The sequence below is a fragment of the bacterium genome, from assembly GCA_040756715.1.
Taxonomy (GTDB): domain Bacteria; phylum UBA9089; class UBA9088; order UBA9088; family UBA9088; genus JBFLYE01.
This window is the reverse complement of record JBFLYE010000095.1, coordinates 1-534: the sequence shown is the minus strand read 5'-3', so window position 1 is coordinate 534 and position 534 is coordinate 1. Positions and strand designations below refer to the sequence as shown.

2 protein-coding genes are annotated in these 534 nt (G+C 36.7%); both read left to right on the top strand.

The features are described from left to right. A partial coding sequence (locus AB1397_03585) for a hypothetical protein (GenBank protein MEW6482070.1) occupies positions 1–146 on the top strand: 146 nt, incomplete at its 5' end. After that, on the top strand, positions 131–534 hold a 404-nt coding region (locus AB1397_03580), incomplete at its 3' end, for an AAA family ATPase (GenBank protein MEW6482069.1). The genes AB1397_03585 and AB1397_03580, both read left to right, overlap by 16 nt.

The following is a 534-nucleotide window of genomic DNA, read 5'->3' as shown; positions in this document are numbered from 1 at the left end:
CAGGTCACCTCCAGGAAATAGATGCAAAGGGAAGAAGTGCAACTTATGGAATTTGTGAAATAAATGATGAAATTATATTCTCTATTCATTCCCTTGATGGAAATTGCCTTCTCAAAGAAAGTTTCCCCAAATGCAAAAGAGGATAATCGTCCTCAATCAAAAGGGAGGGGTTGGAAAGACAACAACCGCGGTTAATCTTTCCACATCTTTAGCCTTATTAAAGAAAAAGGTTTTGCTTATTGATATTGACCCACAAGGCAATTCAACATCCTCCTTCGGGATTAACAAAAGAAGGGTAAGCCCAAATATCTATGATGTCCTCCTTGAAAATGAAAAAATAGAGAATACAATTTTGCCTACAGGAATAGAAAACCTTTCTCTTGTTCCCTCAAATATATCTTTAGCAGGAGCAAGGATTGAGCTTGTCAATCTTTCTAATAGGGAAAAAAGGCTTAAAACCGCTATTGAAGGGCTTTCTGAGTATGATTATATATTTATTGACCCTCCGCCATCTTTAGGGATTCTCACTTTAAA